Origin of the sequence: Nocardioides sp., assembly GCF_041393715.1 — a bacterium.
GTDB lineage: Bacteria > Actinomycetota > Actinomycetes > Propionibacteriales > Nocardioidaceae > Nocardioides.
Window position 1 is genome coordinate 122,918 of record NZ_JAWKJQ010000007.1, and the last position, 25,661, is coordinate 148,578.

Genomic DNA, 25,661 nt, shown 5'->3' on the forward strand with positions numbered 1-25,661 from the left:
GCAGGGTCGGGTGCGCCCGCGCGGCGCCGGATCAGCCGGCGTCGCCGCCGGCGGGAGGAGCGGTCTGCACCGCGTGCCCGCCGAACTGGTTGCGCATCGCGGCGATCGCCCTCATGGCCGGGGAGTCGTCCTGGCGGGACACGAACCGGGCATAGAGGGCGGCGGTGATGGCCGGCGTCGGCACGGCGTGGTCGATACCCGCCTCGACGGTCCAGCGACCCTCGCCGGAGTCGTCGGCGTAGCCGCGGATCTCAGAGAGCCCCGGGTCGTCGTCGAGGGCGGCGACCAGCAGGTCGAGCAGCCAGGAGCGGATGACGGTGCCCTCGCGCCAGGAGCGGAACACCTCGGTCACGTTGTCGACCAGGTCGACCTTCTCGAGCAGCTCCCACCCCACGGCGTAGGCCTGCATGAGGGCGTACTCGATGCCGTTGTGGACCATCTTGGAGAAGTGCCCGGCACCCACCGCCCCCGCGTGGACCGCGCCGAAGTCGCCTTCGGGCTTGAGCGCGTCGAAGGCCGGCTGGACCTTCGCGATGTCCTCGGCGCTGCCGCCGTACATCAGTGCGTAGCCGTTCTCGAGGCCCCAGACCCCGCCGGAGACGCCGCAGTCGACGTAGCCGATCTTCTTCTCGGAGAGGTACGCCGCCGCCGCGAGGTCGTCGGTCCACCGCGAGTTGCCGCCGTCGACGATCACGTCGCCCTCGCCGAGCAGCTCACCCAGCGCCTTGACCGTGTCGCGGGTGGGGTCACCGGCCGGGACCATCACCCAGACCACCTTCGGCGAGGGGAGCGCCGCGACCAGCTCCTCCAGGGAGCCCACGTCGGCGAGCTGGGGGTCGCGGTCGAAGCCCACCACCGTGAGCCCCGCGTTGCGGAGCCGGGTGCGCATGTTGCCGCCCATCTTGCCGAGCCCGATCAGACCGAGGTGCATGGCGCTCCTAGCGTGGTGAGGGGAGGCCGAGGTGCCTCCCGGTCAGGATAGGCACGCCGGCGCAGGCCGCGGCAGGGGTCCGTCCACCGGGTGGTCGGGCAGAGTCGTCCGGGCGGGGTCGTCCGGGCGGGGTCGGTCAGGAGAGCAACCGGCGCGGCATCAGCAGGTAGCGGAAGCCGGGGTCGTCCGCGGCGTCGTCGACCTGCCCGCTGATCACCACCGGCTTGGAGGCCTGGGTGAAGGCCAGCTCGACCACCGGCTGGTCGATGGCGGTCAGCCCGTCGAGCAGGAACTGGGGGTTGAAGCCGGTGGTGATGTCGTCACCGTCGATGGTCGCCTCGATCGACTCCGAGGCCTGCGCCTCGTCACCGGAGCCGGCGTCGAGGGTCAGCACGCCGTCGGAGAAGGCGAGCTGGACCGCGGTGTTGCGCTCCGCGACCAGGGCGACGCGCTTGACCGACTCGATGAGCGCGCCCTTGTCGACCAGCGCGGTGGTGGCGTGCTCGCTGGGGAACAGGCTGCGGACCTTCGGGAACTCGCCGTCGAGCAAGCGGGTGGTGGTGCGCCGGATGCCGCCCGGGGCGTGCCCCTCGAACCCGATGATCCCCTCACCTGCACCCCCGTGGGACAGGGCGATGGTGACCTCGGCACCCGCGGTGAGCGACTTGGCGGTGTCGGCGAGCACCTTGGCCGGCACCAGGGCGGCGATCGACTCGTCGGGCGTGTGGGGGTTCCAGCCCAGCTCACGGTGGGCCAGCCGGAACCGGTCGGTCGCCAGCAGGCTGATCGCCGAGCCGTCGATCTCGATCCGGACGCCGGTCAGCACCGGCAGCATGTCGTCGCGGCCGGCGGCGGTCACCGCCTGGGCCACGGCATGTGCGAACTGCTCGCTGTCGACGGTGCCGGTCGCCGACGGCATCACGGGCAGCGTGGGGTAGTCCTCGACGGGCATCGTCTGCAGGGTGAAGCGGGCCGCACCGCAGGTCAGCGAGACGCGGGCGCCGTCGAGCGCCATCTGGACCGGCTTGTCGGGCAGCGACCGGCAGATGTCGGCGAGCAGGCGGCCGCTGACCAGCGCCCGGCCCTCGTCGGCGACGTCGGCGGACAGCGTGGCCCGGGCCGAGGTCTCGTAGTCGAACGTCGACAGCACGAGTCCCTCATCGCTCGCGTCGATCATCAGGCCGGCCAGCACCGGGGCGCTCGGCCGGATCGGGAGACTGCGCGCGGCCCAGGCGACGGCGTCCGCGAGGACGTCGCGCTCGACACTGAACTTCACGGTGTGGACCTCCCGATGACGGTGGGCTGGAGCTCGGGTGCGCGGCGGGGACGGCATCCGGGGGATGCGGCCGCGAACGCCGGGCCGCGGGCCCGGTCGCGTGAGCATCCTGCCACGTGTGGTGCCCGCCGGGGAGGGGCGGTCCGGGGTGGAGGTGACGCTGCGGGAGGGGTTTTCCCCAGGGGAGCCGGGTGGAGGGTGTTGGCGAAGATCGGGGATCTCTGGAGTACAGGGGGAGTCATAGCATCGGTGGACACTGTGGAGAACCAGTGTCTTCCCAGGTCAGAGGGCGATTCTGGATCCACAGGGGGTGTGCAGGGAGCCTGGGAGAAGTCCCGTGGGGTGTGGGCGGCGCCGGCGTCGTCACCAGGTCGTCGCGGTGCGTGCACAGGGGATGTGGAGAACGGGCCGGGGTTGTCGGCAGGTTGTCCACAGCCCGGATCGGGCGCCGAGCGGCCGGCGACGGGAGGGCCGGCGGGCCGCGGGGAGTCAGGACTGGCGGGCCTGCATCTTGATCCGGTTGGTGAGCTCGGAGACCTGGTTGAAGACCGACCGGCGCTCGGCGAGGAGCTGGTTGATCTTGCGGTCGGCGTACATCACCGTGGTGTGGTCGCGGTTGCCGAACTGGGCGCCGATCTTGGGCAGGGAGAGGTTGGTCAGCTCACGGCAGAGGTACATCGCGATCTGCCGGCCCTGGACCAGGTGGCGACCACGGCTGGGTCCGGTCAGGTCCTCGATCGAGACGCCGAAGTAGGCCGCGGTCTGGGCGATGATCAGCGGCGCGGTGATCTCCGGCTCGCCGCCCTCGGGGATCAGGTCCTTGAGGACGATCTCGGCCAGGGTCATGTCGACCTCCTGGCGGTTGAGGTTGGCGAAGGCGGTGACCCGGATCAGCGCGCCCTCGAGCTCGCGGATGTTGGTCTGGATCTTGGAGGCGATGAACTCGAGCACGTCGGGGGGTGCGGTCAGCCGGTCCATCGCGGCCTTCTTGCGCAGGATCGCGATCCGGGTCTCGAGGTCGGGCGGCTGGACGTCGGTCACCAGCCCCCACTCGAAACGGTTGCGCAGCCGGTCCTCGAACTCGTCGAGCTTCTTGGGGGCCCGGTCGGAGGTGAGCACGATCTGCTTGTTGGCGTTGTGGAGGGTGTTGAAGGTGTGGAAGAACTCCTCCTGGGTCTGGATCTTCCCCTCCAGGAACTGGATGTCGTCGATCAGCAGCACGTCGACGTCGCGGTAGCGACGCTTGAACCGGTCCTGCCGGTCGTCACGGATCGCGTTGATGAACTCGTTGGTGAACTCCTCGCTCGACACGTAGCGGACCCGGGCGCCGGAGTAGAGGCTGCGGACGTAGTGGCCGATCGCGTGCAGCAGGTGGGTCTTGCCGAGTCCGGAGTCGCCGTAGATGAGCAGCGGGTTGTAGCTCTTGCCGGGCGCCTCGGCCACGGCCACGGCGGCCGCGTGGGGGAACCGGTTCGAGGAGCCGATGACGAAGGTCTCGAAGGTGTACTTCGGGTTGAGCCGGGTCTCGAGGGACGACGAGCTCTGTCGGCTGGGCTCGCGCCCCTCGGCCGGCGGAGCGGGCGCCGGGGCGGCGGGCGCGGCGTCGTAGACGGGTGGGTTTGTCGACAAACCGACTTCTCGATTGGTCGAGGTGTCGACGGGGGGCTCGGCGTGCACGGGTGGCTCGAGTGTGGTGTCGACCGTGACGGCCAACCGGATCTCTCGACCGAACGACTCCGACAGCCCGTCCTCGATCTGCCCGCGCAGCCGGCCCTCGAGCTGGGTGCGGGTGAACTCGTTGGGCACCGCCACGAAGGCGGAGTTCTCGTGGAGGGTCACCGGGTGGCTGGTCTCGAGCCAGGCGCGTTGGTGCGGCTGGAGCTCCTCGACCACGCGCTGCCACACCTGGGTGAGTTCGTCCTGCTCCACGGGTTCCGCCTTCGTTCCATGCCTGCTCGGGGCCCGGGACCAGCCTCGCCGGTCCGGAATGGGTCGCTGGGTCCACAACTTTGTCCACAGGTTGTGTACCACTGGTCGGCCCACCGCGATGAGCCGGGTCCGAGCTCCACCCGATGTGCGCCTCGACAGGTATCTGCGCAGGTCAGCGGCGGAATGGCCGTCACTGGCCGAGCGGGCGGACGGCCGGTCGGGAAACGCGACACCGTGGTGGCGGGGAACCTCGGTGAGGGCGAAGGTAACAACTGCGTGGGGCGTGCGGCAAGCCGTCATCCACAGGCAACCCCGGTCCGGGTTTGACCCTGTCGAGGCGACTCGCGTACCGTGGATCGGTCGCCCGGCGTCGACGGGTGCCGCATGTCCACGGAACGCCTCCTCGCTGCCCCTGTGAACGCAGCGAGGTGGAGCCGTGGGTGGGCGGTGCCAGCCGACGGCCCGCCACCCGCGAGTCAGGCCACTGCCCGCCGCCGGGGACACCACCAGCACGACCACCGCCCACCGTCGGCACCCGGACGCTCCCGGGGCCGCGGGGCCGGAGAACTACGGAGAAGCTCGTGAGCAAGCGGACCTACCAGCCGAACAACCGTCGCCGCCACAAGGTGCACGGCTTCCGTCTGCGGATGCGCACCCGCGCCGGTCGCGCCATCCTCGCCTCCCGCCGCCGCAAGGGTCGCAAGAGCCTCGCGGTCTGAGGGCCCGGGCCCACCGCGATGGTGACCCGTGCTCGCGCGGACCAACCGCCTCACCGCTGGTGAGGACTTTCGTCATGCCCTGCGTCGAGGCCGCCGGGCCGGGACGCCGACCCTGGTCGTCCACCTGCTGCCGAGCGACCCGTCGACCGAGTCGACGGCGCCGGTCCGAGTGGGCTTCGCGGTGAGCCGCGCCGTGGGACCGGCCGTCGTTCGCAACCGGGTGAAGCGCCGGCTGCGCCATCTGGTGCGCGAGCGCCTGGGCGGACTCCCGCCCGGAGCGATGCTGGTGGTGCGCGCGCTGCCGCCCGCTGCCGCCGCGTCGTACGCCGACCTCGGCGGCGACCTCGACCGCGGGCTGCGCCGCGCCGGGGACGCCACATGAAGCACCTGTTGATCTGGCTGCTGCGCGGCTACCGCGCGGCGATCAGCCCGCTCTACGGCCAGGTGTGCCGCTACCACCCGTCCTGCTCGGCCTATGCGCTGGAGGCGGTGAGCAGCCACGGCGCCGCGCGCGGCAGCTGGCTCGCGGTCCGCCGCCTCGGTCGCTGCCATCCGTGGACCGCCGGTGGCTACGATCCCGTTCCCCCGCCCGGGCGGTCCGCCCGGCCACCCCAAGGAGCCTGAGTGTTCGACGTCATCATGGGTCCGCTCTACTGGATCATCTCGGTGGTGCTGATCGGCTGGCACGAGCTGTGGAGCCTGGTGCTCAAGCCGACCAGCGGAGCCTCGTGGGCGCTCTCGATCGTCGGCCTGACGGTGGTGATCCGGGCCGCGCTGATCCCGCTGTTCGTGCGCCAGATCAAGGCGAGCCGCAACATGCAGCTGATCCAGCCCAAGGTCAAGGCGCTGCAGGAGAAGTACGGCCACGACCGTGAGCTGCTGGCGCAGAAGACCATGGAGCTCTACAAGGACTCCGGCACCAACCCGTTCGCGTCGTGTCTGCCGATCATCTTGCAGATGCCGATCTTCTTCGCGCTGTTCCGGCTGCTCAACCACGCGGCCCACGACGAGGCGCGCGGCATCCTGACCCCCCAGCAGGTCGACAGCCTGAGCAACGCCGACATCTTCGGCGCCAAGATCTCCGACACGTTCACCAACGCCGAGAGCGTCAACGTGCAGATCCTGGCCGGCTTCCTGGTCATCGCCATGACCGCTACCACGTTCTTGACCCAGCGGCAGCTGATGGCCAAGAACATGCCGGCGGACGCGATGTCGGGCCCCTACGCCCGTCAGCAGAAGATGCTGCTCTACGTGCTGCCCCTGGTCTTCGCCGTCGGCGGCATCGCGTTCCCGATCGGTGTGCTGCTCTACTGGACCACCTCCAACCTGTGGACGATGGGCCAGCAGTTCTACGTGATCCGCAACAACCCCGCGCCCGGCACGCCGGCCTTCACGGCCAAGCTGGAGCGCGACGCGCACAAGCGGGCCCGCAAGGGGCTGCCGGAGACCCCCGAGCCGGAGCAGCCCGGCGGCACCGTGACCGACCCGGAGCCGCCGCGGCCCCAGCAGCGCCAGCAGCCGAAGCGGCAGTCGCGGCAGCAGCGCAAGAAGCAGAAGCCGGGTGCCGGTGACAACCGGGCCGACGGCACCGACGACGGCGCGGGCGACGGCGCCGCTCCGGCGAGCGGCTGAGCCGCGCACCCGCACCCCAGCCTTCCACCCCAACGTACAGACGTGCGAGGAGCAACAACGATGAACGACGAGCTCGAGCAGGGCGAGGACACCGCCATCGAGACCGAGCAGGCCGCCGTGGAGGTCGAGGACTTCGGCGAGGACTCCGGCCAGGACGCCGTCGCGGACGCTGCCCAGGCGGAGGCCGCGGCCGACGACGCGGTGGGTGAGCCCGCGGCGATGGTGGCCGACGAGGGCGCCGACCCGGCCGACGACGCACCCAGCGCTGCCGAGGGCGAGTCCGACGGGGAGGCCGAGGGCCCCGCAGACAACGACGCCGAGGGGCCGCGGGCGTCGAAGGTCGAGCGACTGGAGCAGGAGGGCGACATCGCCGCCGACTACCTCGAGGAGCTGCTCGACATCGCCGATCTGGACGGTGACCTCGACATGGACGTCGAGGGTGACCGGGCCGTGGTGTCGATCGTCGGGGCCGAGCTGTCGCAGCTGGTCGGTCGTGACGGAGAGGTCCTCGAGGCGCTGCAGGAGCTGACCCGGTTGGCCGTCTATCGCGAGACCGGGGAGCGCTCGCGGCTGAGGTTGGACGTGTCGGGCTTCCGGGCGGAGCGTCGTCGCGAGCTCGAGGGAGTGGCGGCCACCGCCATCGCCGAGGTCAAGGAGTCGGGCGAGCGGGTCTCGCTCGAGCCGATGTCGGCCTTCGAGCGGAAGGTCGTCCACGACGAGGTGGCGGCGGCCGGACTGACCTCGGAGTCCGAGGGCGTGGAGCCGCGTCGCTTCGTGGTGATCCTCCCGTCGTGACCCATGGCGCGCGACGTTTCACGTGAAACATCGCCGGCCGGGCCGGCGGGTGAGGTCCCACCGGAGGCCGGCTCACTGTTCCCCGGAGAGCGGCTGGCCCAGGCGATCCGGTACGCCGACCTGCTGGCCACCGCCGGCGTCGAGCGCGGGCTGATCGGGCCGCGTGAGGTGCCGCGGCTGTGGGGCCGGCACCTGGTCAACTGCGCGGTCCTCGGCGAGGTGGTGCCTGAGGGGAGCCGGGTGGCGGACCTGGGGAGTGGCGCCGGTCTGCCGGGGCTGGTCCTGGCGTTGGCGCGGCCCGACCTCGAGGTGACGCTGGTCGAGCCCCTGCTGCGCCGCACCACCTTCCTGGAGGAGGTGGTGGCCGAGCTGGGGCTGACCCGCGTCGAGGTGGTCCGCGGGCGCGCGGAGTCGCTGCATGGCCGGCGTACCTTCGACGTGGTGACGTCCCGCGCGGTCGCCCCGCTGCCGCGGCTGCTGGAGTGGTCGATGCCACTGGTGGGTCCGCACGGGGTGATGATCGCGATGAAGGGTTCGTCGGCGAGCGAGGAGATCCGGGAGGCCGGGCCGGTCCTGGCACGGCTGCACTGCGGGGCCCCGGAGCTGGTGACCATCGGCGCGGAGACGCCGTCGGCCCGCACCCAGGTGGTCCGGGTTTCCTGGGCCGTTCCCGGACAGGTAGGTTGGCGACTTGCGACGCGGTCCAGGGGTGGTTCCGACCGCGGTACGCGACGAGGAAGAAGGCACCGCGGATGACCGACATCGAGCACGCCGTCGGCGACGAGGCGGGCGCTGGCCGCGAGCAGGCCGGAACGTTTTCCACCGAGGAGACCCCCGCTCGTGAGCGTGAGTTTCCACAGATCGGGGCAGTTCATCCACAGGCGGCGCGTGACGTCGAGCCCGAGGTTTCACGTGAAACATCGGAGCCCCAGGCCGAGGTTTCACGTGAAACGTACGACCCGCTCACGGTCCCTCGGGCCAGTGACTTCGGCCAGGCCGCCGGTCGCTTCGATGACGACTCGACCCCCCTGGCCCGAGCCGCCGAGCACACCCTGCTGGCGCGGCACGGCGCCCGGATGCGCCCGCCGATGGCCCGCCCGCCGGCGACTCGCGTGATGGTGGTGGCCAACCAGAAGGGCGGGGTCGGCAAGACCACCTCCACGGTGAACCTGGCCGCCGGGCTCGCCCAGCTCGGCCAGCGGGTGCTGGTCGTCGACCTGGACCCGCAGGGCAACGCCAGCACCGCGCTGAACGTCGAGCACCATCGCGGGGTGCCCTCGACCTACGACCTGGTCGTCGACGGGGCCGCCCTCGACGAGGTGATGGCGCCCTGCCCCGACCTCGACGGGGTGTTCGTGGTGCCGGCGACCATCGATCTGGCCGGCGCCGAGATCGAGTTGGTGAGCGTGGTGGCGCGCGAGAGTCGGCTGCTGCGGGCCCTGCAGGCCCACCACGCGATCGGCACCGCCGAGCAAGCGGGGGAGGGGCGACTCGACTATGTGCTCATCGACTGCCCGCCCTCGCTCGGCCTGCTCACCCTCAACGCCCTGGTGGCGGGCGCGGAGATGATGATCCCGATCCAGGCGGAGTACTACGCCCTGGAGGGGCTGGGCCAGCTGCTGGAGACGGTGGAGATGGTCCGCAAGCACCTCAACCCGCGGCTCGCCGTCACCACCATCCTGGTGACGATGTACGACGCCCGCACCAGGCTGGCCGCCGGCGTGGCCGACGAGGTGCGCGAGCACTTCGGCGACCGGGTCCTGCACACCACCATCCCGCGCTCGGTGCGGGTCTCGGAGGCGCCGTCGTACGCCCAGACCGTGATGACCTACGACCCCGGTTCCCCGGGCGCCCTGAGCTATCTCGAGGCTGCCCGCGAGATCGCCCAGCAAGGAGCCACCGCATGAGCAGCACCACCCCGCGCCGGCGCGGCCTCGGACGCGGGCTGGGGGCGCTGATCCCCACCGCCCCGCCGGAGGCCGGGTCGATCGACGACCCGGCCGCGGTCTCGGAGGGTGAGCCCACCTCGGCGAGCATCGCCGGTGGCGACGAGGCGGGCGGAGCCGATCTGGCCGAGGTCCAGGGTGCCTGGTTCGCGGAGCTGCCCATCGACCAGATCCGCCCCAACCAGTGGCAGCCGCGTCAGGTCTTCGACGAGGACGCGATGGCCGAGCTGGTCTTCTCCATCCGCGAGATCGGCCTGCTGCAGCCGGTCGTCGTCCGGCGGCTGCCCGAGGGCGGCTACGAGCTGGTGATGGGGGAGCGGCGCTGGCGCGCCTCCCAGGAGGCCGGCCTCGCGGTCATCCCGGCCATCGTCCGCGACACCGACGACACCGCGATGCTGCGCGACGCACTGCTGGAGAACCTGCACCGCTCCCAGCTCAACCCGCTGGAGGAGGCGGCGGCCTACCAGCAGCTGCTGGAGGACTTCTCCTGCACCCACGAGGAGCTGGCCGGTCGGATCGGGCGGTCCCGCCCCCAGATCAGCAACACGCTGCGGCTGCTCAAGCTCTCGCCCGCGGTCCAGCGGCGGGTGGCGGCGGGCGTGCTGTCCGCCGGGCACGCCCGGGCGCTGCTGGCCGTCGACGACGCCGACCTCCAAGACCGGCTGGCCCAGCGGGTGGTGGCCGAGGGCATCAGCGTCCGCGGCCTGGAGGAGATCGTCTCGGTCGGCGACGCCGGCAAGGCGCCGCGCCAGGTCCGCCGGCGGCCCACCGCCCCGGGTCTCGTCGACCTCGCCGAGCGGCTCTCGGACCGGCTGGAGACGCGGGTCAAGATCGACCTCGGCAAGGCCAAGGGCCGGATCACCGTGGAGTTCGCGACGCTCGAGGACCTGCAGCGCATCGTCGACATCATGGACCCGCGCAACCGCACCGACCGTCCGATCTGACACTGGCCGATCTGACGCGGGCCGATCTGGCGCCGGCCGCGACGCGGGCCGATCTGACGCGGTCGCGCAGGGTGGCCGCTGCGGGTCCCGCGCTCGGCGGGCGACTCCTGCGGTGCCGTGGGGACTCCTGCGGCGGTCGAGCCCCGCGGCAGTGCCGTCAGGACCGCAGGAGTGCCGTCAGGACCGCGGCAGTGGCGAACCCCCGGGCGGGCCCGGGCATGCCGGGAACGCGCCCGAGCGGCGCGGCGCCGGGTGCGGCATCCTCCGTGAAACAGCCTCTGACCTGCGGAAACACACCACCGTTAGAACCCTGTCGTTATGTCGACAAAGCGATCTAACGACCTAGCGACGCTTGGCGGCCCGCCTCGCGGCGCGCGCCCGACGCTCCTCGGCATCCAGTCGCTCCGCCTCCTCCAGGGTCGGCGCCGAGCCTCCCGCCGAGGCGGGCAGCCACCACGACCCGGGCGGCTGTTCGGCGGCCGGGTGGGCGGCGATCGCCTCGCCGAGCAGGGCGCTCATCCGGGCGTGCAGCGAAGCGGTCTCGGCAACCGGCTCGGCGCCGCTGGGCCGCCAGGGCTCGCCCACCCGGATGGTGATCGCGCGGCCGCGGGTCAGGTCGCGCGGGTGGTCCTTGGTGAGCATCCGCTGGGTGCCCCAGACGACCACCGGCACCAGCGGTACGCCGGCCTCGGCAGCCAACCGCACCGCTCCGCTCTTGAGCGCCTTGATCTCGAAGGAGCGCGAGATCGTCGCCTCCGGGAAGATGCCGACCGCCTCCCCGGCGCGGAGATAGTCCAGGGCCACCTGGAACGACTCGACCCCGTCCGCCCGGTCGACCCGGATGTGTCGCATCGAGCGCATCAGCGGGCCCGACACCCGGTGGTCGAACAGCTCGCGCTTGGCCATGAAGCGCACCAGCCGGCCCGACGGGTTGGCGGCCAGGCCGCCGTAGACGAAGTCGACGTAGGAGATGTGGTTGACCGCGAGCAGCACGCCGCCGGTGCGAGGCACCCGTTCGGTGCCGGCCATCGAGATCTGCTGGTCGAGGGCGCGGAAGCCGGTCTTGGCGAGCACGACGATGCCGCGGTAGCCGACGTCGCGCAGTCCGCTCACCGCCGGTCGCCCCCCGCGCCGGGTGCCGCTCCGGCGGCCGCGGCCCGGGCGACGGCCACCTCGACGCGCGACCCTACCACCTTGCCCTGGTCGAGGCCGCTGGCCTCGACGGCCAGCGGCACGGTGGACGTCTCGGTGAACCCAGGGGCCACATTGACCTCCAGGAACCACACCTGCCCCGCCTCGTCGACGATCAGGTCGGAGCGCGACAGGTCGCGCAGCCCGAGGGCCTCGTGCGCCGCCACGGCCACCCGGGCACACTCGGCGGCCACCTCGGCCGACAACCGGGCCGGCACGAAGAACTCCGTCGACCCGGCGGTGTAGCGGGCGGTGTAGTCATAGACGCCGCCGTCGGGAGCGATCTCGACCGGCGGCAGCGGCTGCGGGCCCGAGCCGTCGTCGAGGACGCCCACGGCGACCTCGGTGCCGTCGATGAAGCGCTCGAGCAGGGCGACGGTGCCGTAGGCGAAGGCGTTGACCATCGCCGCCGGCAGCTCCTCGGCGCGGTGCACCACCGTGCAGCCCAGCGCCGAGCCGCTCTGCGCCGGCTTCACCATCAGCGGCAGGCCCAGCCGGGCCACCAGTGCGGCCATCACGTCGGAGGCGCCCAGCTCCCGGAACGACTCCGCGGGCAGACAGACCGACTCCGGCGTGAGCAGTCCGGCGCGTGAGACCACGGTCTTGGCCACCGGTTTGTCGAAGGCGGTGCGGCACGCGGACGGCCCGGCACCGACGTAGGGCACCCCGAGCAGCTCGAGGACCTCGCGGATCGCCCCGTCCTCGCCGGACTCGCCGTGCAACATCGGCACCACGCACAGCGGCGGCTCCTCGCGCAGCGCCGCAAGCAGGTGGGAGTCGACGTCGCGCTCCACCACCTCGCGACCGTCGCCGCGCAGCGCCTCCGCGACCCGGCGACCGGACCGCAGCGACACGTCGCGCTCGTGGGAGAGCCCGCCCGCCAACACGAGCACCGGCGGTGTCGCGGCGCTGGTCAGGTTGGTCATCGGCCCTCCTCGGATGGGTCAGCTCAGGTCGGTGCTGGGGGCGTCGTAGCCGCTGCGCGGTCCGCTCGGCAGCCCGGCCACCGGCCCGGTGGCCCCGAAGGTCGCCCGCAGCTCCATCTCGGCCTCGAGCACGCCGGCCAGCCGGCGTACCCCCTCGCGGATCCGCTCCGGGGTGGGGTAGCAGAACGACAGCCGCATGTGGCCGGAGCCGAACCCGTCGGCATAGAACGCGGTGCCCGGCACATAGGCCACCCGGGCGGTCACCGCGCGCGGCAGCATCGCCTTGGCGTCGATACCGGGCGGCAGGGTGACCCAGACGAAGAACCCGCCGTGGGGGACCGTCCACGAGCAGGCGGGCGGCATCAGGTCCTCCAGGGCCTGGAGCATGGCGTCGCGGCGCTCGCGGTACATCTCGCGCAGCTGCTTGATCTGGCCCTGCCAGTCGTGCTGGGTGAGGTACGCCGACACGGCCATCTGCGAGAAGGCCGGTGGACACAGCGTCGCCGACTCCTGGGCGAGCACCAGCTTCTCGCGCACCGCGTGCGGCGCCAGCGCCCAGCCGACCCGCATGCCGGGCGAGAAGGTCTTGGAGAACGACCCGAGGTAGATCACCCCGTCCGGCTCGTCGGCGCGCATCGCCCGCATCGGCTCCGCGTCGAAGCCCAGCAGGCCGTAGGGGTTGTCCTCGAGCACCAGCACGTCGGCGGCCCGGCAGATGTCGAGCACCTCGGCGCGCCGCTCGGCGGACAGCGTCACGCCGGCCGGGTTGTGGAAGTTGGGGATGGTGTAGAGGAACTTGATCCGCCGGCCCGACGCCTGCACCGCGCCGATCGCCTGCCGCAACGCGTCGGGGACCAGCCCGTCGGCGTCCATCTCGACGTGCACGACGTCGCACTGGAAGGCCTTGAACACCCCCAGCGCACCGACGTACGACGGCGCCTCGGCGAGCACCACATCGCCCGGGTCGCAGAACACCCGGGTGACCAGGTCGACGGCCTGCTGCGAGCCGACGGTGACCACGACGTCGTCGGGATGGGCCTCGATGCCCTCGAGCCGCATCACGTCGCAGATCTGCTCGCGCAGCCGCGGCACGCCCTGACCGGAGCCGTACTGCAGGGCCTCGGCGCCGTGCTGGACGACCAGGTCGCCGATCACCGTGCCGACGACGTCCAGCGGCAGCCCCGAGATGTTCGGCATCCCCCCGGCCAGCGAGACCACCTCGGGACGCGACGCGACGGCGAACAGGGCCCGGATCTCCGAGGCCGTCATCCCGGCCGTGCGCGCGGCGTAGCGGTCGACGTAGGAGTCGAGTCGGGTGCTGGTGGTGACAGGCTGAACGTCCATCCTGTGACTAGCATGAACGATCGAGGCGGTCTCTGCACCAGCGGGGCCGCAACTCGGACCCCCCGCCGGGAGCTGAGGAGCTGTGATGTCGCGCAAGATCGTCAGGCTCACGCTGGACCATCTGGCTGAGCTGCCTGGCTCGTGTGCGTCGTGCCTGTTCTGGGAGGCCGACCCGGTCCGCCGGGCCCGGGTGTCGGCCGGCGAGGCCCCCGAGGTCAAGGAGGCCTGGGTCTCCGAGGTGCTGCGCGAGTGGGGCTCCTGCGGGCGGGTGGCGCTGGTCGACGACGTGCCGGTGGGGCACGCGATCTATGCGCCCGCAGCGATGGTCCCCGGCGCGGCGGTCTTCCCGACCGCTCCCGTGTCGTCGGATGCGGTGCTGCTCACCTCGATGTACGTCGCCCCGGCGCTGCGGGGCGGCGGGCTGGGCCGGATGCTGGTCCAGGGCATGGCCAAGGACCTGATCCGGCGCCGCACCGAGGTGCGCGCCGTGGAGGCCTTCGGTGACACCCGGGGCCGGGCCGGCTGCGTGATCCCGAGCGACTTCCTGGGCAGCGTGGGCTTCAAGACCCAGCGGGCGCACCCGACCACGCCGCGGATGCGGATGGAGCTGCGCTCGGCGGTCTCCTGGCGCGAGGAGGTCGAGCAGGCCCTGGAGCGTCTCGTCGGCGCCGTGCGCCCCGCTCCCGCCCCGGAGGCTCCCCTGCGCACCCCGCGTGACGCTTGACCCGGCAGAAGTTCGGGTCGACCCGGCAGAAGTTCGGGCGCGAGAGTGCGAACTTCTGCCGGGTCAACCTGGTGACGACGAACGGCCGGCCCCAGAAGGGACCGGCCGCGGGTGTCGTCGTACGACGGAGCGTCAGGCGAGGAAGCCCTCGAGCTCCTTGAGGATGGCGGCCTTCGGGCGCGCGCCGACGATGGTCTTCACGACCTCGCCGCCCTGGTAGACGTTGAGGGTCGGAATGCCGGTGACGCGGTAGGTCGACGGGGTGACCGGGTTCTCGTCGACGTTCATCGCGACGAAGCCCATCTTGTCGCCGTGCGCGGAGGCGAGCTCGTCGAGGATCGGGCTCACCTGGCGGCACGGGCCGCACCACTCGGCCCAGAAGTCGACCAGGACAGGCTTGTCGGACTTGAGGACGTCGGCCTCGAAGCTGGCGTCGGACACGGCGGGCAGGTTGGACACGGAGGTTCCCTTTCGTCACGGGTGGGGGTGCGGTCGCGGCGCGGACGGCGCCGGAAGCTGGTGCTGACCAGTCAACACCAGCGCGCCGACGATTTGTTCCGACCCGCCGGGCGTGGACAGCGTCGATGCACAAGATGTGGGGTCGGTACGCCGGCCGGTCACCACATGTGGTGGCCGAGCGGTCAGACGCCGGCGACCTCCGCCTCGGTGGCGGTGGCCGAACCGGCGGTGGAGCCATGGTGGTCGAGCGCGGCGACGTACCGCTCCGCGTCGAGGGCGGCCGAGCAGCCGGTGCCGGCGGCGGTGATCGCCTGCCGGTAGTGGTGGTCGACCAGGTCGCCGGCGGCGAAGACGCCCGCCAGGTTGGTGTGCGTGGAGGGGTGCTCGACGACGACGTAGCCGTTCTCGTCGAGGTCGACCTGGCCGGCCAGCAGCTCCGAGCGCGGGTCGTGGCCGATCGCGATGAACAGTCCGGTGACGGCCAGCGGCCGGGTCTCGCCGGTGACGGTGTCGCGCAGCACCACGCCGCTGAGCTTGTCGTCGCCCTCGATCTCGGCGATCTCGGAGTTCCACACCATCTCGAGCTTGGGGTCGGCGAACGCCCGCTCCTGCATGATCTTCGACGCGCGCAGCTCCTCGCGCCGGTGGATGAGGTAGACCTTCGACGCGAAGCGGGTCAGGAAGGTCGCCTCCTCGACCGCCGAGTCGCCGCCGCCGACGACCGCGATCTCCTGGTCGCGGAAGAAGAACCCGTCGCAGGTCGCGCACCACGAGACGCCGCGCCCGGAGAGCTCGTCCTCGCGGGGCAGCCCCAGCTTGCGGTAGCCCGAGCCGGTGGCCAGGATCACCGACCGCGCCCGGTAGGTGTCGGTGACGGTCTTGACGATCTTGATGTCGCCTGTGAGGTCGACCTCGACCACGTCGTCGGCGACCAGCTCGGCGCCGAACCGCTCGGCCTGGGCGCGCATCTCGTCCATCAGCGCCGGGCCCATGATGCCGTCGCGGAAGCCGGGGAAGTTCTCCACCTCGGTGGTGTTCATCAGCGCGCCGCCGGCGGTCACCGACCCCTCGAACACCAGCGGGTTCAGCTGCGCCCGCGCGGTGTAGAGCGCGGCGGTGTAGCCCGAGGGACCGGACCCGATGACGATGACGTTGCGGACGGTGTCGCTCATGAAACGCTTTCCTTCGTACGACGGTCGGTGGCGGCCGGCTGGCTGTGGCCCTGACGGCGTGCACACCCCGGGGGGTATTGCCTCACCGCCTGCACAACCGATCGTAGGCGCTCGGCATTCCCGCGCCGACCCGGTCCCACCCCGAGCCGGCGCTCCGGTCCCGCGAGCCGGTGCTCGTGCCTGTTCAGCGGGCAACTCTGGACGCCGCGGCCGGCGACCCGACACTCGGCATCACCAGGTGGCGCATCTCGCGCCGCCGTCTGGCGCATGTCGGGGGACCATTTCACGCATCTCGCGCCGCCATACCCGGCATCTCGTGGGGCAGAGGCGCCGTCTCGTGTCAGGTGGAGGGGTGCAGGGCGACGCTGCGGGTGGGGGAGGTGTCACCACAGAGGTAGAGGTCGACGATCTGGCTGCCGTCGCTTGCCGGGCGATAGATGAGCACGCCCGGGGAGCCGTCGTAGACGACCGGGACCCGCTCACCGGGTCCCCAGACGGCGTTGCCGCGGCAGGCGCGCAGCGTGGAGTAGGCACTGGCCGCTGCTCCTTCGCGCGTGGCGTCGTTGGTGTCGGGCTCACCGCTCGCCGAGGCCAGGGGCGCGGGAGACTTCGCCTTCTGCAGCGCTCGGACCTGCCGGTCGAAGCTGCCGGGGGTGAGCGGCTCGGCCTGGCTGAAGTCCAGCCCGTCGGCACCTCCGGCCAGGTCCTGGGGGCCGCTCGCCTCGGGGGCGGACTCCAGGCCGTCCTCGGCCCCACCGGCGCTGCTTGCCGCGCCGCTGTCGGAGCTGCTGCCGGCAGTGAGCATGTCGCTCGCCCCGCCGATCAGCTGCGGCCCGGCCAGGCCCACGACCGTGACGGCCGCGGCGGCGACCAGCACCTGGGTGACCCGGCGCCGGCGGCGGCGCGCGGCCGCAAGGTCGGTCACCGTGGCAGCGACAGGCGCGTCGGCGTCGGCCGACCCGTCCACTCCCTCGGCGTCCCCGGCGGCGAGCCCGGCCAGCACGGCGTCCAGCCGCGCCACGACGGCGTCGGGTGCCGGCTCGGTGTGCCGGGCGTCCGCGAGCAGGCGGCGTACCCGCTCCTCCTCGGCGGGCGTCAGCTCTCGCTCCTCGGGCCGGTCGGCCATCGCGGGTCTCCTCCTCTCGTCGGGTGCGGCATCGGGGGGTCGGGATCGGTCACAGGATGCTCAGCCGGACGGCGGCCCCCGTGGCCCCTCACCGGATCGGACGGCCGGGCCGGTCGGCGGGTTCCCCGTCGGCGTGTCGGCCACGTCACTCCCCCCGGGGGCGAGCATGCCGAGCAGCCCGGCCAGCCGGCTGCGCCCCCGCGAGCATCGTGACTTCACCGTGCCCTCCGCGCAGTCGAGGATCACCGCGACCTCGGCGACGGAGTAGCCCTCCATGTCGACCAGCACCAGCGCCGCCCGCTGCTCCTCGGGCAGGGTGGCCAGCGCGTCGAGCACCAGCCGCCGCCGCTCGGCGAGCACGGCCTCGTCGGCCGGGTCGGTGGTGTCGGCGGTCACCAGCGCGCCCCGGTCACCGCGCTCCTCCAGGTCGTCGGGCAGCGCGTCGGCGGCGCGCACCTTGGCGGCCCGGATCCGGTCCAGGCAGGCGTTGACCACGACCCGGTGCAGCCAGGTGGTGACGGCGGCCTCGCCCCGGAACGACCCGGCCCGACGGTACGCCGCCACCAGGCCGTCCTGCAGCCCGTCGGCCGCGTCGTCGGGGTTGCCCATGGTCCGCAGCGCCACCGCCCACAGCCGGTCGCGGTGCCGGGCGAAGAGCTCGCCGAAGGCGTCCGCGTCGCCGGCGACGTGGTCGGCGAGCAGCTCGGCATCGGTGCGCCCGGTCACCCGGTGACCCCCACCTCGGCGATCGTGCCGCGGAACCCGCCGTCGACCTCGGGCAGCGAGGTCAGCCAGATCACGACGTAGCGTGCCGAGGCACCCTCGAGCGGGACGTCGAGCCGGTCGCCCTCGTCCGTGGTGCTGGTGACCTCGGTGAGGCCCTTGACGAACCGCGGCCTGTCGTCGGACAGGAAGACGGTGACGCCGGTCGGGGCACCGACCAGCTGCACGGAGACCGAGTCGAGCGTCCGCACCTCGCCGACGTCGACGACCAGGCCGACGCCGGTCTTGAGCCCCCCCGGGCCGAGGTTCTGCTTGTAGGTCACCGTGTGCCAGTCGGTGCGCGGGTCGCCGTCGACCGCGAACTTCGCCAGCGCGGAGTTCTCCTCGGGCGGGTTGCCCTGCGGGTCGAGGTCGGACGCCGTGAGCCCGGTGAGCGCCGCGCCGGTCGCCGCCGACCCGCTTGCGGACGGGCTGGTGCTGCTCGACTCGGAGGGGCCCAGGGCGAGGGGGGCGCGGCCACGGAAGAGGTTGAGGCCGACCAGGACCGCCAGCACCAGCAGCAGGGCGGCCAGGATCACCATGCCCAGCCGGAGCCAGCTGCGCCCCGGGACGCCGTCGTCGGGCAGCTCCTCCTCGAGGTAGTAGATGCCGGAGCCGGTGGTCACCGGCGCGCCGGTGCCCGTGCCGGTGGCGGTGCCGGCGCCCTGGTCCCACGGCCAGTACTCCGCGCTCGGCGTCGGGGCGCCCGGCCGGGGCCGGCGCACCGGCTCGCCGGGTGCCGGGTCGGGCGCGAACAGCGGCCGCTCCGGGCGGTCCTCGAACGGCGGTGGCGGTGGTGGCTTGCTGGCCCGCGCGGTGAGCCACTCCACGTCGTCGGAGCCGTCGCCGAAGATCGGCATGCCCAGCTCGGTGGGCTGGTCGACGCCGGGCGCCCTCCGGTCTCGGCCGGTCATCGCCCGACCGGACAGTCCGGGCCCGGTCGAGCCGCCTCCCGTGTCGGTCGGCCCGGGGCATGGTCGTCGGGACGTCCTCGGGGCGACGCCGCGACGCGCCCTGGCCGCGTCGGCGGCAGCCCCCTCGCCGGCGAGGGCCGCGGCGGCGACCGCCGACATCGCCTGGGTGGCCTGCGGGTCGGCCCCGGTCTCCGCCATCGACCCGTCCGGCACCGTTCCGTCCGGCACCCGTTCCGTCCGGCACCGTTCCGTCCGGGGAGGTTGGTCGGCCGAGCCTTCCCCGGCAGGGTCCCGGACCGGGTCGTGCTCGGTGGTGTCGTCGTCGGCCAGGCTGCCGGGATCTCCGACCGACCCGCTCGCCCCGGCTGCGCCGGCGAGCCCGGCCGCCAGCAGCGGGTCCTGCCGGAGCCGGCGTACCTGGCGGGCGGTCTGCGACGGCAGGTCGGCGCCGTCGCCGACGAACGCGCGCAGATAGTCGGCGATGCCGCGCGCCGTGGTGAGGTCGTAGGCCTCCCTGGCGTGCGCACCCACCTGGCTGTCGGGGTTGATCACCTCGTCGCAGAGCCGGTCCAGCGGCCGCGGGATGCCGGCGCGCACCTGACGCGGCCGCAGCACCGAGCCGTGCTCGGCGGGGGCCGGCGGCACGACCGACGCGGAGATCCCGGCCCAGCGTCCGGTGAGGCCGGCGTACAGGATGGCGGCCAGGTCGACGACGTCGACGCTCATCCGGCCCTGCGGCAGCCCCCAGAGCGCGGCCTCGACGCCGAGCCCGATCAGCCGGACGTGCCCGTTGTGGTCGAGCAGCACGTTCTCGGGGTTCAGCCGGCCGTGGGCCACGCCGCTCTCGTGCGCGACGGCGAGCGAGGCGCCGACCTCGGAGGCCACCCAGGCGGCGTGCCGGGGCTCCAGCGGCCCGTCGCCCTGCAGCACGATGTCGAGCGAGGCCCCGTCGCCCCACTCGTTGACCACGAAGACCACGTCGTCGCGCTGGTCGGCGTCGAGGACCCGCAGGATGCACCGGTCGTGCACGGCCGCCGAGCGGCGCGCCGCGTCGAGCAGCTCCGGGGCCCGCTCGTCGTCGCTGGCCAGACAGTGCACCGCGACGTGCCGGTCCAGCACCCGGTCGTGGGCGCGCCAGAACCGCCCGCCCCGGCTCTCGTTGAGCAGGTCCTCCAGGCGATAGCGCCCGGCGAGGACGTCGCCGGGCCGGATCGAGGTGGGCACGTGCCCCGGCGCCCCCGTTCGGCTGTGTCGGTGCTGTGGACGGCTGGTCCCCGCCATCGTAGGGCGCTGCTCAGCCGGTACGACGGCGCCACAGCCGCCCGCCGAGCGTGTCCAGCACCTCGGTGACCTCCGTGAGCCGCAGCAGCCGGGCCAACAGCAGGTAGGCCAGGCCGCCGAGGCCGCCCGCGGCGAGCAGGATCGCGGTCGCCACCGGCCAGGCGGGCGAGCCACCGAGCCAGCCGTGCAGCAGCCACGAGACCACCGCCGCGATCGCCGTCGCCCCCGCCACCGCGACCACCGCGCGCACCGCGAACCGCAGCAGCCCCCGGCCGCCGAGCCCGCCGACCACCCGCCGCAGCACCAGGTAGGACAGCGCCGAGCCCACGGCGTACGACGCGGCGTAGGCGACCACCAGGGCCGGCGAGGTGCCCTCGGGGCTGACCCCGCGGACCAGCAGCCAGGCGGCCAGGATGTTGGTGGCGGCCACGCCGCACTGGATGAAGAAGACCGTGCGGGTCCGCTCCAGGGCGTAGAACCCGCGCAGCATCAGGTAGTGCACGGTGAAGAACACCAGCGCGAACCCGAACAGCGTCAGGGTGGGGGCGTAGAGCGCGAAGTTCGGAGCCCCGGCGCCGTGGTTGAAGATCAGGTTGGCGACGTCGGGGGCGATGACGGCGAGCAGCCCGGCGAACGGCAGGATCACCGCCAGCGCGGTGCGCAGCGTGTGGGCCAGCGTCTGCGCGAGCGCTCGCAGGTCGCCGTCGGACGCGCTGGACGACAGCCGCGGCAGGATCGCGGTGGCCAGCGACACGGTGACCACCGCGTGCGGCACCATCACGATCAGGAACGACTGGGAGTAGACCGTGTAGCCGGTGCCCTGGGTGCCGCCGGAGCCACAGGAGTCGAGCGCCGCCTGTGCGGTGCCGCTCGAGGCCAGCCGCACCACCACCGTGTAGGCGATCTGGTTGACCACCACGAAGAGCACGGTCCACAACCCCAGCCGCAACGTGTGCCCGAGCCCGGCGTCGCGGAAGTCGAATCGCGGCCGGAAGGTGAAGCCGGCGGCCTTGAGGTAGGGGATCAGCACCAGCAGCTGGACGGCGATGCCGACCGTCGAGCCGAGCCCGAGCAGCAGCTCCTGGCCGGAGCTGAAGCCTCCGCACAGGTCGCTGGCCGGGCCGTAGACGAGGAGGTAGGAGACCAGCACCGCGATCGACACCACGTTGTTGGCGATCGGGGCCCACATCATCGGGCCGAAGCTGCCGCGGGCGTTGAGGATCTGCCCGAGCAGCACGAACATGCCGTAGAAGAACACCTGGGGCAGGCAGTAGCGCGCGAACGCCACCACCGACGCGGTCTGCTCGGGGAGGTCGGCCCAGTCGTTGCTGAGGAAGAGCTGCATCACCCACGGCGCCAGGGCCACCAGCGCCACCGAGACCAGCCCGAGGAAGAGCGCGGCGAGAGTGACCACGCGGTTGGTGTAGGCCGCCCCGCCGTCGGGGTCGGTCTTCATCGCCCGCACCAGCTGCGGCACCAGCACGGCGTTGAAGATGCCGCCGGCCAGCAGGATGTAGAGCATGTTGGGGATGGTGTTGGCGATGTTGAACACGTCGCCGTGCAGCTGCTGACCGAGCGCGGCGGTGAGCAGCGCCGCCCGCAGGAACCCGCTGAGCCGGGAGAACACCGTGCCGGCGGCCATCACCGCCGAGCTGCGCAGGATGCCCTGCGACTCCTCGCTCACGGGGCCGCCCCGGAGGCCCGCCGCCGGCCTCGCCGGTCGGCGAGGCCGCGCCGCAGCCGCCTCGCCAGCCGCACCCCGATGGTGGTGAACAGCAGCAGCGCGCCGACCGCGATGACCACCCAGATCACCTGGCTGACCCGGTTGGCGCGCAGCGGGAAGGTGGTGGCCGTGCCGACCGGCTGGCCGTCCTCGTTGGCCACGATCAGCGAGACCGAGTGCACCGCGAGCGTGGTCGCCGTCGCCTCGAGCTGGAGGGTCGCCCGCTCGCCGGGCCCGAGCTCCTGGGCCGCGGTCGGGGTGATCTCGAGGCCCGGGTCGGTGGCCGCCTGCACCCGCACCAGCACCGTGTGGTCCAGGCCGTTGACGACGTCGGCCGACAGGCGTCCGGAGTCGCTCGACAGGGTCACCGAGGGTGGGGCCTCGACGGTGATCTCCGCGAGCCGGGAGTCGATCCAGCCGCTGGCGGAGGCCGCGGCCGCGCGGGCCCCGACCTGGTCGGCGCGGTCGTCGTACCCGACGAGGGTGAGGGCCTCGCCGTCGACCTGGTCGGCCACGGTGTCGTTGAGCGGGAGCACGCTGTCGAGCAGCCGACCGCGCGTCATCAGTGCCTCGGCGGTGCCGAAGGCGGTGCTGCCGAGCTCCTGGCCCTGGATGCGCCGGGGATAGCGGAGATGGTCGGCGGCGACGGAGCGGGCGTGCCGGCCCGCCAGGGCGCCGACGGTGGTGAGGTGCACCCAGCTCGCGGCGTCGGTCGCCTGGAAGAGGTCCCGGACGGCGGCCGGGTCCCAGCCCGAGGTCTCGTCGGTCGGCAGCGTCACGATCAGCGGCCCGCGCTTGGCGAGCAGCCGCACCAGCGACTCGGCGAGCAGGCGCTGGCGTACGTCGAGCACGGAGGTCTGCTGCGCTCCGGAGCCCTGGTCGACGGCGCTGTTGGTGAGATAGACGCGGTGGGCGAGCGTGGTGACCACGGCCGGCCCGCGCGACCGGGTGGCCCGGTCCAGGACCAGGTCGGAGGCCAGCAGCGTGGTGTTCTCCTGGACCATCTCGAAGCCCGCCTCGTCGAGGAAGCCGCCCGGCGGCGCGACGACCGGCGCGGCCGGGAGGTCCAGGCCCACGATCCGGCGGCCCGCGCGGTCGCGGGCCTGCTGGTAGACGTGCGGGGCGGCCTCAGCGGCCCCGGCCACGTCGGTGTCGCCGTAGGGCTGGGTGAGCAGCTGGTCGCCGACGAGGTCGGCCCGCATCCGGTTGAGCCAGGCCCGGGGTGGCGCGATCGCGGGTCGCGCCGCGGCGCTGGACCCGCTGTCGGCCTCGGCGGAGCCGCTCTCGGAGGGCTGTGCGGACGGGGTGTCGCTGGGGGTGCCGTCGCCCTCGGGCGCGAGGGTGTCGTCCAGCGAGCGCGCCGGGTTGTCACGACCCAGCCGGGCGACGGCGTCGGTGACGGCGGGGTCGACCACCCAGGTCAGCGGCCGGGTGCCGGCCTCGTCGGCGATCTCGAGGAGCCGGCCCAGCGACCCCTCGGGCTGCAGGTCGGTGCTCCACTGGTCGGGGTCGGCCACGGTGCCGTCGGCGGCGTACCGCACCTGGTGTCGCAGGGGCACGACCAGGGCGGTGTCGAGGCTCGGCTGGGCGGCTGCCCGCTTGCCCATCGCGGGGTCGCGCAGCGGGATGAACACCCGGTCGCGGCCGTCGGCGACCGGCACCTCCTCGCGGCCGGCGTCGGTCTCGCCGAGGGCGTGCACGCCGATCCAGTAGACCCCCGGCTCGCCGGTGATCTGCAGCTGGCCCCGGGAGACCCGGACCTTGAACCGCGCCTTCTTGCCGGGGTCGAGCACGTCGACGGTGTCGTAGACGCCCTCGGTCGTGATCCGGTCGCCGAACGGCTGGGTGGGATCGGACGCGGCCGCCTCGGCGAGCTGCTCCGGGGTCGTGAACGGCGCGCTCGAGGTCAGCGGGTAGATCTTGATCACCCGCCACTGCTCGTCACTGTCGTTGGTGACCGTGCCGGTCAGGGTGATCCTGCCCTTGGCGGGGATCACCGCGGGGCTGACCGCCTCGATCTGGACCGTCAGCGGGTCGGCGTCGGCCCGCGCGACGGTGGCCACCGCTCCGGCACCCGCCGTGGCCGCCGGGGTCAGCGTCGGGACTGGGTCGGCAGCGCCGCCGCCAGCGCCCCGAGGGCCATCGCCGCGGCCACGCGGGCAGGCAGCAACGACGCGACGGGCACCTACCTGCTCTTCGACCTCGCCCAGGACCCGCACCAGCTGCGCAACCTGGCCGGCGACCCGGCCCACGCGGCGACGGCCGAGCGGCTCCGGACGATGCTGGTCGGGCGGCTCCTCGCCTGAGCCTCGATGCCAGGCCTCGATGCCGGGCCCCGATGCACGCCACGACTAGAGTCGTCTCCCGTGTCCACCCCGCCCGCCACCCCGACGCCGACCCCCGCTGAGCGGTCGCCGTTCAGCATGGTCGACGCCCAGGCCCGGGTCTCGGCCGAGCTGGACCGGATCGCCCCGGTCCTCGACCCGCTGGCCGGTCGCTTCGCCGACGCCGGCCACGCGTTGGCCCTGGTCGGCGGGCCGGTACGCGACGCGCTGCTGGGGCGGCCCAACGCCGACCTCGACCTGACGACCTCGGCGCGGCCGGCGGAGATCGAGCGGCTGGTCACGGGCTGGGCCGACGCGGTGTGGGACATCGGTCGCGACTTCGGGACCATCGGCTGCCGCAAGGGTGACTGGACGGTCGAGATCACGACGTACCGCTCCGAGAGCTATGACCCCGCCTCCCGCCACCCCGACGTCACCTTCGGCGACTCCCTCGCCGGTGACCTCGGCCGCCGCGACTTCACCGTCAACGCGATGGCGATCGGACTGCCCGGCCGCGACTTCGAGGACCCGTACGCCGGCCTGGTCGACCTCGCCCACGGCGTGCTGCGCACCCCCGGCGCTCCGGAGCTCTCCTTCTCCGACGACCCGCTGCGGATGATGCGTGCGGCCAGGTTCGCGGCCCAGCTGGGCTTCGACGTGGCGCCCGAGGTGGTGGCCGCGATGACCGCGATGGCCGAGCGGATCGACATCATCTCCGCCGAACGGGTCCGCGACGAGCTGGTCAAGCTGGTCTGCGCCCCCGACCCGCGCCGCGGGTTGACGCTGCTCGTCGAGACCGGGCTGGCCGCGCGGGTGCTGCCCGAGCTGCCGGCGCTGGCGCTCGAACGCGACGAGCACCACCGGCACAAGGACGTCTACGAGCACACCCTCACCGTGCTCGAGCAGGCGATCGCGCTGGAGTCGCGACTGCCCGGCGGCGGCCCCGACTTCGTCTCGCGCTTCGCCGCGCTGATGCACGACGTCGGCAAGCCGAAGACCCGCCGCTTCCTCGGCGACGGCACGGTCACCTTCCACCACCACGACGTCGTCGGCGCCAAGCTGACCCGCAAGCGGATGCAGGCGCTGCGCTTCTCCAACGACTCGATCGACGCGGTCTCCAAGCTGGTCGAGCTGCACCTGCGCTTCCACGGCTACGGCTCCGGCCAGTGGACCGACTCCGCCGTCCGCCGCTACGTCCGCGACGCCGGCGACCAGCTCGAGCGGCTGCACATCCTCACCCGTGCCGACTCCACCACCCGCAACGCCCGCAAGGCGGCGAGGCTGCAGCGCACCTACGACGACATCGAGGCCCGGATCGCCCGGCTGTCGGAGGAGGAGGAGCTGGCCTCGATCCGTCCCGACCTCGACGGCCAGCAGATCATGGAGACCCTCGGCATCGGCCCCGGCCCGCGGGTCGGCGCGGCCTACCGACACCTGCTCGACCTGCGTCTCGACGAGGGCCCGATGACCGAGGACGCCGCCCGCGCCGCCCTGCTCGCCTGGGCCGCCGCCCACCCCGACTGACCGCGAGGTGCGGGAAATG

23 protein-coding genes are annotated in these 25,661 nt (G+C 73.0%); 10 read left to right on the forward strand and 13 right to left on the reverse strand.

What is annotated here, in order from left to right:
- Positions 1–31: 31 nt before the first annotated feature.
- The 3 genes from gnd to dnaA form a co-directional block, all read right to left on the reverse strand.
- Entirely contained in the window at positions 32–931 is a 900-nt protein-coding gene (gene gnd / locus R2740_RS12775; protein WP_371303070.1) for a phosphogluconate dehydrogenase (NAD(+)-dependent, decarboxylating), read from the reverse strand.
- Positions 932–1,067: 136 nt separating this feature from the next.
- Complete coding sequence (gene dnaN / locus R2740_RS12780; protein WP_371303071.1) at positions 1,068–2,207, reverse strand: DNA polymerase III subunit beta; 1,140 nt, start codon at positions 2,205–2,207, stop codon at positions 1,068–1,070.
- A gap of 489 nt (positions 2,208–2,696) precedes the next feature.
- Positions 2,697–4,238: a chromosomal replication initiator protein DnaA gene (gene dnaA / locus R2740_RS12785; RefSeq protein ID WP_371303196.1), complete on the reverse strand. Its 1,542-nt coding sequence runs from the start codon at positions 4,236–4,238 to the stop codon at positions 2,697–2,699.
- Positions 4,239–4,717: 479 nt separating this feature from the next.
- On the opposite strand from dnaA, the gene rpmH reads away from it, so the two are divergent.
- The 8 genes from rpmH to R2740_RS12825 all read left to right on the forward strand — a co-directional run bounded on the left by rpmH (position 4,718) and on the right by R2740_RS12825 (position 10,172).
- Entirely contained in the window at positions 4,718–4,855 is a 138-nt protein-coding gene (rpmH, locus tag R2740_RS12790) for a 50S ribosomal protein L34 (RefSeq protein ID WP_371303072.1), read from the forward strand.
- 28 nt (positions 4,856–4,883) lie between these two features.
- Positions 4,884–5,237 carry a ribonuclease P protein component gene (rnpA, locus tag R2740_RS12795; RefSeq protein ID WP_371303073.1) on the forward strand — a complete coding sequence of 118 codons (354 nt, stop codon included), beginning with the start codon at positions 4,884–4,886 and terminating at the stop codon, positions 5,235–5,237.
- Positions 5,234–5,479, forward strand: a complete 246-nt coding sequence (yidD, locus tag R2740_RS12800; RefSeq protein ID WP_371303074.1) for a membrane protein insertion efficiency factor YidD — start codon at positions 5,234–5,236, stop codon at positions 5,477–5,479. Before rnpA ends, yidD begins: the two co-directional genes overlap by 4 nt.
- Positions 5,480–5,494: 15 nt before the next feature.
- Positions 5,495–6,487, forward strand: a complete 993-nt coding sequence (gene yidC / locus R2740_RS12805; protein ID WP_371303197.1) for a membrane protein insertase YidC — start codon at positions 5,495–5,497, stop codon at positions 6,485–6,487.
- Positions 6,488–6,706: 219 nt separating this feature from the next.
- Positions 6,707–7,282, forward strand: a complete 576-nt coding sequence (locus R2740_RS12810) for a protein jag (protein WP_371303198.1) — start codon at positions 6,707–6,709, stop codon at positions 7,280–7,282.
- Positions 7,283–7,285: 3 nt separating this feature from the next.
- A complete protein-coding gene (gene rsmG, locus R2740_RS12815; protein WP_371303075.1) occupies positions 7,286–8,038 on the forward strand; it encodes a 16S rRNA (guanine(527)-N(7))-methyltransferase RsmG in 753 nt (250 codons plus the stop codon).
- Complete coding sequence (locus R2740_RS12820; RefSeq protein WP_371303076.1) at positions 8,035–9,189, forward strand: ParA family protein; 1,155 nt, start codon at positions 8,035–8,037, stop codon at positions 9,187–9,189. Before rsmG ends, R2740_RS12820 begins: the two co-directional genes overlap by 4 nt.
- Positions 9,186–10,172, forward strand: a complete 987-nt coding sequence (locus R2740_RS12825) for a ParB/RepB/Spo0J family partition protein (protein ID WP_371303077.1) — start codon at positions 9,186–9,188, stop codon at positions 10,170–10,172. Before R2740_RS12820 ends, R2740_RS12825 begins: the two co-directional genes overlap by 4 nt.
- 342 nt (positions 10,173–10,514) lie before the next feature.
- On the opposite strand, the gene R2740_RS12830 is transcribed toward R2740_RS12825, so the two are convergent.
- From R2740_RS12830 to R2740_RS12840, 3 genes are read right to left on the reverse strand one after another with little or no spacing between them, the layout of a single operon-like run.
- A complete protein-coding gene (locus R2740_RS12830) occupies positions 10,515–11,285 on the reverse strand; it encodes a lysophospholipid acyltransferase family protein (RefSeq protein ID WP_371303078.1) in 771 nt (256 codons plus the stop codon).
- A complete protein-coding gene (locus R2740_RS12835) occupies positions 11,282–12,289 on the reverse strand; it encodes a D-alanine--D-alanine ligase (RefSeq protein ID WP_371303079.1) in 1,008 nt (335 codons plus the stop codon). The genes R2740_RS12830 and R2740_RS12835 overlap by 4 nt, the downstream gene beginning before the upstream one ends.
- An 18-nt stretch (positions 12,290–12,307) precedes the next feature.
- Positions 12,308–13,633, reverse strand: coding sequence for a PLP-dependent aminotransferase family protein (locus R2740_RS12840; protein WP_371303080.1), 1,326 nt, complete (start codon positions 13,631–13,633; stop codon positions 12,308–12,310).
- A gap of 85 nt (positions 13,634–13,718) precedes the next feature.
- Between R2740_RS12840 and R2740_RS12845 the strand changes: the two genes are divergently transcribed.
- Complete coding sequence (locus tag R2740_RS12845; RefSeq protein WP_371303081.1) at positions 13,719–14,357, forward strand: GNAT family N-acetyltransferase; 639 nt, start codon at positions 13,719–13,721, stop codon at positions 14,355–14,357.
- A gap of 132 nt (positions 14,358–14,489) precedes the next feature.
- On the opposite strand, the gene trxA is transcribed toward R2740_RS12845, so the two are convergent.
- From trxA to R2740_RS12880, 7 genes are all read right to left on the reverse strand, one after another.
- On the reverse strand, positions 14,490–14,816 hold the full coding sequence (gene trxA, locus R2740_RS12850; RefSeq protein WP_371303082.1) for a thioredoxin: 327 nt from the start codon (positions 14,814–14,816) through the stop codon (positions 14,490–14,492).
- Positions 14,817–14,998: 182 nt separating this feature from the next.
- On the reverse strand, positions 14,999–15,988 hold the full coding sequence (gene trxB, locus R2740_RS12855; RefSeq protein WP_371303083.1) for a thioredoxin-disulfide reductase: 990 nt from the start codon (positions 15,986–15,988) through the stop codon (positions 14,999–15,001).
- A 340-nt stretch (positions 15,989–16,328) separates the two neighbouring features.
- The gene (locus R2740_RS12860; protein ID WP_371303084.1) at positions 16,329–17,114 is read right to left on the reverse strand and encodes a hypothetical protein; all 786 of its coding nucleotides are present in this window, start codon (positions 17,112–17,114) and stop codon (positions 16,329–16,331) included.
- A gap of 60 nt (positions 17,115–17,174) precedes the next feature.
- Positions 17,175–17,840 (reverse strand): RNA polymerase sigma factor SigM, encoded by a 666-nt coding sequence (gene sigM / locus R2740_RS12865; protein ID WP_371303085.1) that lies wholly within the window; start codon positions 17,838–17,840, stop codon positions 17,175–17,177.
- On the reverse strand, positions 17,837–20,014 hold the full coding sequence (locus R2740_RS12870) for a protein kinase family protein (RefSeq protein WP_371303086.1): 2,178 nt from the start codon (positions 20,012–20,014) through the stop codon (positions 17,837–17,839). Before R2740_RS12870 ends, sigM begins: the two co-directional genes overlap by 4 nt.
- Positions 20,015–20,084: 70 nt before the next feature.
- Positions 20,085–21,755 (reverse strand): murein biosynthesis integral membrane protein MurJ, encoded by a 1,671-nt coding sequence (gene murJ / locus R2740_RS12875; protein WP_371303087.1) that lies wholly within the window; start codon positions 21,753–21,755, stop codon positions 20,085–20,087.
- Entirely contained in the window at positions 21,752–23,857 is a 2,106-nt protein-coding gene (locus tag R2740_RS12880) for a hypothetical protein (RefSeq protein ID WP_371303088.1), read from the reverse strand. The genes murJ and R2740_RS12880 overlap by 4 nt, the downstream gene beginning before the upstream one ends.
- Positions 23,858–24,217: 360 nt before the next feature.
- On the opposite strand from R2740_RS12880, the gene R2740_RS12885 reads away from it, so the two are divergent.
- Positions 24,218–25,642 carry a CCA tRNA nucleotidyltransferase gene (locus R2740_RS12885; RefSeq protein WP_371303199.1) on the forward strand — a complete coding sequence of 475 codons (1,425 nt, stop codon included), beginning with the start codon at positions 24,218–24,220 and terminating at the stop codon, positions 25,640–25,642.
- The last annotated feature ends 19 nt before the right edge of the window (positions 25,643–25,661 follow it).

Coding starts and splice junctions, on each gene's coding strand:
- gnd (WP_371303070.1), bottom strand. CDS start 931: ATGCACCTCGGTCTGATCGGGCTCGGCAAGATGGGCGGCAACATGCGC.
- yidD (WP_371303074.1), top strand. CDS start 5,234: ATGAAGCACCTGTTGATCTGGCTGCTGCGCGGCTACCGCGCGGCGATC.
- yidC (WP_371303197.1), top strand. CDS start 5,495: ATGGGTCCGCTCTACTGGATCATCTCGGTGGTGCTGATCGGCTGGCAC.
- R2740_RS12810 (WP_371303198.1), top strand. CDS start 6,707: ATGGTGGCCGACGAGGGCGCCGACCCGGCCGACGACGCACCCAGCGCT.
- rsmG (WP_371303075.1), top strand. CDS start 7,286: ATGGCGCGCGACGTTTCACGTGAAACATCGCCGGCCGGGCCGGCGGGT.
- R2740_RS12820 (WP_371303076.1), top strand. CDS start 8,035: ATGACCGACATCGAGCACGCCGTCGGCGACGAGGCGGGCGCTGGCCGC.
- R2740_RS12825 (WP_371303077.1), top strand. CDS start 9,186: ATGAGCAGCACCACCCCGCGCCGGCGCGGCCTCGGACGCGGGCTGGGG.
- R2740_RS12835 (WP_371303079.1), bottom strand. CDS start 12,289: ATGACCAACCTGACCAGCGCCGCGACACCGCCGGTGCTCGTGTTGGCG.
- R2740_RS12840 (WP_371303080.1), bottom strand. CDS start 13,633: ATGGACGTTCAGCCTGTCACCACCAGCACCCGACTCGACTCCTACGTC.
- R2740_RS12845 (WP_371303081.1), top strand. CDS start 13,719: ATGTCGCGCAAGATCGTCAGGCTCACGCTGGACCATCTGGCTGAGCTG.
- trxB (WP_371303083.1), bottom strand. CDS start 15,988: ATGAGCGACACCGTCCGCAACGTCATCGTCATCGGGTCCGGTCCCTCG.
- R2740_RS12860 (WP_371303084.1), bottom strand. CDS start 17,114: ATGGCCGACCGGCCCGAGGAGCGAGAGCTGACGCCCGCCGAGGAGGAG.
- R2740_RS12885 (WP_371303199.1), top strand. CDS start 24,218: ATGGTCGACGCCCAGGCCCGGGTCTCGGCCGAGCTGGACCGGATCGCC.